The following is a 5667-nucleotide window of genomic DNA, read 5'->3' as shown; positions in this document are numbered from 1 at the left end:
TAAAATCTTCCTCATGATATATATTTTTATAATTATTTATAGACACCTTAAATAACCAAGAAGGTAGATTTTTAATATTTACTTCAGTTATGTATTCCATAGCCTTTATAAAACTATCTTGAACTATATCTTCAACATCGCTAATTCTACATCCACACTTTATTAAATAAAGACAAATAATATTAAACTGCTCTTTATATAAATTAATAATTAAATCTTTATCCATTACTTCTCCCTTCTTAAGATTAAGGCCTTATATTAATAAGACAATTAAGTATCTGAAATGTGTACAATAATATTAGTCTTTTTATAGATAAATTTTTTAAAACCAAACATTACCCATCTCATTATCCCAAATACTGCAAATTACTGTCTATACTTAAATATCCCTAATATGAAATTTTTATCCACTTATTTTATAATAGAATTATTAAAACATAGGAGGGATTACTTTGATAAATGCATTAGCAATATTTGTATTGCAGTTAATTTATGTTCCACTTCTTACTTTACGTACTACCTTTGTTGTTAAAGGTAAAAAGGTACAGGCATCACTTTTTGCTTTTTTAGAAGCAATTATTTATATAGTTAGCTTAGGAATTGTTTTTTCTGACTTAAAGAACTTTTTAAATATAGGCTCTTATATCTTAGGCTATGGCATAGGTGTATATATAGGCGGAAGAATTGAAGAAAAGCTTGCAATAGGATATAGATCTATTCATGTTAATTTAACTAATTATAATGAAGGTTTAATAAATAAACTTAGAGAACTAAGATTTGGAGTTACAACATATGAAGGCGAGGGAATTAATAAAGAAAAAAGATATAAACTCGAAATTGTTTCCCATAGAAGTAGGGAAAATGAGGTTATATCTTTAATTCAATCTCTTGAAAAAAACGCCTTTATAGTTTCATATGAACCTACTCAATTTAGAGGTGGATACATTACTAAACAACTGAAAAAACTTTAGAAAACTAACATTTATATTTCTTTAAGTACTTAAGCTAATAAAATTAAAAAAGGTAATATCAAATTTAAATCATTTTTGATATTACCTCTTTTTTATAATTCTAAATTATTTCTACTTAAAGTTACAGCTAGAAAAGTAAATAAACTTGCCAAAAATGATCTTCTTGCTGCCCCTACCTCTTTATTATCTAAATCATCTTTATGTTCAGATACACTTTCTTTAAAAAGAGTATAATTTAATATTAAAAAAACTCCTGTAGTATATAGAAAGATATCATTTGTTATTCTTGGAAAGTTTGTTGTATCTATAAAATTATCACTTAAATCCGTGTCACACAAGGCGTCTATAGTTTGTGCTCTTAAACTATACACATAATAAAGGTTTAGAAGTGTAGCAAAAACTATTACTTTAACTGTTTCTAAACTTAAATTTATTATTCCTAATTCCTTGAGTAACTCTTCTCTACTTGTAGTCGTACTTTCTTCTCCTGCTTCCCCAGTACTTGCACCTACTCTTTCCTCTTCTGCTCTTCTACCTCCAAAGAAGTCTGCTGCTGACCTTCCTCTTCTCCTATGATGCCTTCTTCTAGCCAAAAAACCCCACCTCTAAGCCATAGCTATAATATAAACTATGCATTACCTTAAAGTGGGGTACTATTATTGTTAAAATTAATTTACTTCTTCTTTATCAGCAAATTGGCTATTATAAAGATTTTCATAAAACCCACCTTGCTTCATTAACTCTTCATGAGTTCCTTGTTCAATAATATTACCATCATTAATAACTAAAATTAAGTCAGCACTTCTTATAGTTGAAAGTCTATGGGCTATAACAAAGCTAGTTCTACCCTTCATTATATTTCTCATAGCTTTTTGAAGTAATAATTCTAGTCTAGTGTCTACTGAACTAGTTGCTTCATCAAGAATTAATATAGCTGGATCTTTAAGAATAGCTCTAGCAATAGTTAATAATTGCTTTTCACCTTGAGATATATTAGAAGCTTCTTCATTTAATAACATATCATATCCATCAGGAAGAGTTTTTATAAAGTGATGTACGTTAGCAATTTTCGCTGCTTCAATTACTTCTTCTTTAGTTGCTTCAAACCTTCCATATTTTATATTGTCATAAATGCTACCATTGTATAACCAAGTATCTTGAAGAACCATTCCGAAAATAGAACGTAAATCTTCACGTTTCATATCTCTTATATCTACTCCGTCAATTTTAATTGAACCACCTTGAATTTCGTAGAATCTCATTAATAAATTAATAAGTGTAGTCTTTCCCGCTCCAGTTGGTCCTACTATTGCAACCATCTGACCGCTCTTAACTTCTGCACTTAAGTCCTCTATTAACACCTTATCTTCACTATATCCAAATCTTACATGTTCAAAAGTGACATTTCCTTTTGGTTCTTCTACTTTAATAGTATTTTCAATATCATGTACTTCCTCTTCTTCTTCAAGGAATTCAAATACTCTATGACTTGCTGAAACTGCTGATTGCATTGCTGAAGATAATTGTGTTACTTGTGATAAAGGCTGATTTATTTGCCAAATATATCTTATAAATGCTTGAAGATTACCTACTGTAATTCCTCCACCTAAAGCTATTATAGCTCCTACAACACCTACAAGTGCAATTCCTAAATAACTTACAAGTCCTACTAATGGAGACATAATACTTGATATAAATTGAGCCTTAAATCCTGTAGCTCTAAGTTCTTCATTTGTTTCCATAAAGTCCTTAAGAGCATCATCTTCCTTACCATATAATTTTATTTCATTAAATCCTGTATACATTTCTTGTACTCTTCCATTAAGCTTACCTAATGCAGTTTGTTGTCTATTAAATAGCTTTTGTGATTTATTTACTATGATCTTAGTAATAATAAGACTTAATGGAATTATTAAAGTAGCTAATAGTGCTAATTTAAAATTAATTGAATACATCATTATTAAGGCTAAACTTAATGATAATATAGCATTTACTACTTGAACAAAACTTTGTTGAAGAGCATTAGCTATAGTATCAACATCATTCGTAATTCTACTTAATACATCTCCATAACTATTTCCATCAAAATATTTAATTGGAAGCTTACTTATTTTTCTTTGAACTGAATCTCTTATATCCTTCATTGTATTTTGAATTGCATTTGTTAATAAAAAACTAGCAATAAAGGTTGAACCAGCACTTCCTATATAAACAATAAATAAAACAACTAATACTTTAGCAATATAACTAAAATTAACTTCTGCTCCAGTAATTCCTTTTACTATAGATTCAAAGTCTTTAGTTAATTGAGTTATAATAAGTCCCTCTGTTCTTGGAGCTATAGCTGTAAAAACAGCAGCTGAAACTATAAATAATATTGCACCAAAAAATGACCATTTATATTTACTAACAAAAGGAGATATCTTTTTAACAACTGATTTAAACTTATTCATTGCTTAATTCCTCCTCTGTAAGTTGTGATGAAGCTATTTCATGATATATTTCACAAGTCTTTAATAATTCTTTGTGTTTACCAATTCCAACTACTTCACCTTCATTTAATACTATAATTTTATCTGCATCCATAATAGAGCCTATTCTTTGAGCTACTATTAACACTACTGAATCCTTTGTTTCTGACTTAAGTTTTTTTCTTAAAACAGCATCTGTTTTAAAGTCTAAAGCTGAGAAGCTATCATCAAATATATATATTTCAGGTCTTCTTACTATAGCTCTAGCTATTGAAAGTCTTTGCTTTTGACCACCAGATACATTCGCTCCACCTTCACTTATATGTTCGTCAAACTTTTTAGGCTTACGAGAAATAAAGTCATATGCTTGAGCTACTTTTGCTGAATATTCTACTTCACCAGTCTCAGCATTTTTCTTACCAAATCTAATATTACTAGATATACTACCTGTAAATAGCAGTGTCTTTTGTGGAATAAATCCTATTTTCTTACGAAGAGCTTTTAAATCATAATCTCTTACATCTACTCCATCTATTTTTATACTACCTTCTGTTACATCATAAAATCTAGGAATCAAATTTATTAATGTACTTTTACCACTACCAGTACTTCCTATAAAGGCAATAGTTTCTCCTTTTTTAGCCTTAAAGGAAATATCCTTAAGAACATGAGCTTCTCCATTAGGATAAGTAAAGGATACATTTTCAAACTCAACTAGCCCCTTTATCTCTGTTTCTTTAACACCATTTTTAGGGCTTTTTATTATACTTTCTTCATTTAAAATTTCCATTATTCTATTTGCTGAAACTTGTGCTTTTGGATACATAACGAAAACCATTGAAAATAACATAATAGAAAACATTGCATGGAATAGATATTCTATAAATGCTACTAATTGTCCTACTTGAAGTGTACCTACATTAATCATTTTACTAGATATCCAGAATATAGCTATAATAGCTATATTAAGAAGGAAAAAGAATGTTGGCTGAGAAACTGCCATAAGCTTGTTTAACTTTTTAGATACATCTGCATATGACTCATTAGTTTTTCCAAATCTTTCTCCTTCGTATTTATCATTTCCAAAAGCTCTTATAACTCTAATACCAGTTAAGTTTTCTCTAGAAATTCTATTTAATTTATCTAATCTTTTTTGCAATTTTTCAGATAATGGTTCTGAAGTTTTAGCTATGATCACAACTCCTAATATAATAAATGGAATTACAACAGCTAAAACTAAGGATAATGATGGACTAGTTTTAAGTATCATTACTAAACTTACTGTAAACATTACTGGTGTAAGTAATGCAGTTCTTAGTAGTGTATTAGTAAATTGTAGAATTACAAAGGCATCATTTGTAGTTCTAGTTATCATAGATGATACACCAAACTTATCATATTCAGTATGAGAAAATTCTTGAGCTTTTTTAAAAATATCATTTCTAATATCCCTAGTTATTCCTGAAGATATCCTAGATGAACAATACCCTAGTAGAATTGTTCCAAGAACTCCTACTATAGATATAAAGCCTATTATTAATCCCATTTTCTTAATATAATTTATATCATTATTTATTATTCCTGTATCGATAACCTTTGCCATAATAGTTGGGATACCAAGTTCAACTAAAGCAAAACCAAATACCGATATTACATTTAATAGAAGAATTAACTTATAATTCTTTAAGTACTTTAATATTAATTTCATAGCTGTATTTCACATCCTTTCGTAAATTTTAAGTAATAAAAAAGTATGAAATATAATATTACTTTTCCTTTCTAATATAAAGGTCCATAATATAATACTTTATACTTAATTAAAAACCGTATGAATTAATAAAATATAAAATAAGTAATAATAATTGTATTATTCAATATATGTTTCAATAAGCAATTTACATCTTGCAGTCTTATATAATTTTAAGTAAAAAAATACTTTTAAAGTAAACTACATCAATTGAAAGCATATATAGTTTAATTTTTATATAAGTTGTCAAGTTAATTCAATTTCTTAACGTTTTAATATAAAAAACTACTTAATATAATGTAAAAACTTTATTACAACTTATATACTTATTATTGATACAGTAAAATCATCATAATATTGTAACATAGACAAAAATAAAAATCTATAGAATCAACCATAGATTTTACTAAATTTATTCAATATATACATTATTATTCTTTCATTTTACAGTACTTTTTCAAAAGCTAATCTTTCCGTA

4 protein-coding genes and 1 pseudogene are annotated in these 5667 nt (G+C 27.6%); 1 reads left to right on the top strand and 4 read right to left on the bottom strand.

All coding sequences use genetic code 11. The features are described 5' to 3' along the window. Positions 1-226, bottom strand: a pseudogene (locus E6248_RS12235) (RNA polymerase sigma factor); the annotation flags it as partial. A 226-nt stretch (positions 227-452) separates the two neighbouring features. Between E6248_RS12235 and E6248_RS12230 the strand changes: the two are divergent. Further along, positions 453-971, top strand: a complete 519-nt coding sequence (locus tag E6248_RS12230; protein WP_316341082.1) for a DUF5698 domain-containing protein — start codon at positions 453-455, stop codon at positions 969-971. Positions 972-1063: 92 nt separating this feature from the next. Here the strand turns inward: E6248_RS12230 and E6248_RS12225 are convergent, their stop codons facing one another. From E6248_RS12225 to E6248_RS12215, 3 genes are all read right to left on the bottom strand, one after another. Beyond that, complete coding sequence (locus E6248_RS12225; protein ID WP_316341081.1) at positions 1064-1564, bottom strand: hypothetical protein; 501 nt, start codon at positions 1562-1564, stop codon at positions 1064-1066. A gap of 75 nt (positions 1565-1639) precedes the next feature. Further along, complete coding sequence (locus tag E6248_RS12220) at positions 1640-3424, bottom strand: ABC transporter ATP-binding protein (RefSeq protein WP_316341080.1); 1785 nt, start codon at positions 3422-3424, stop codon at positions 1640-1642. Continuing rightward, on the bottom strand, positions 3417-5150 hold the full coding sequence (locus E6248_RS12215) for an ABC transporter ATP-binding protein (RefSeq protein WP_316341079.1): 1734 nt from the start codon (positions 5148-5150) through the stop codon (positions 3417-3419). The genes E6248_RS12220 and E6248_RS12215 overlap by 8 nt, the downstream gene beginning before the upstream one ends. Positions 5151-5667 lie beyond the last annotated feature (517 nt).

It is taken from the genome of Clostridium sp., assembly GCF_032552055.1.
In the GTDB taxonomy this organism is placed as follows: domain Bacteria; phylum Bacillota; class Clostridia; order Clostridiales; family Clostridiaceae; genus Clostridium.
This window is presented reverse-complemented; position numbering and strand designations above follow the sequence as displayed.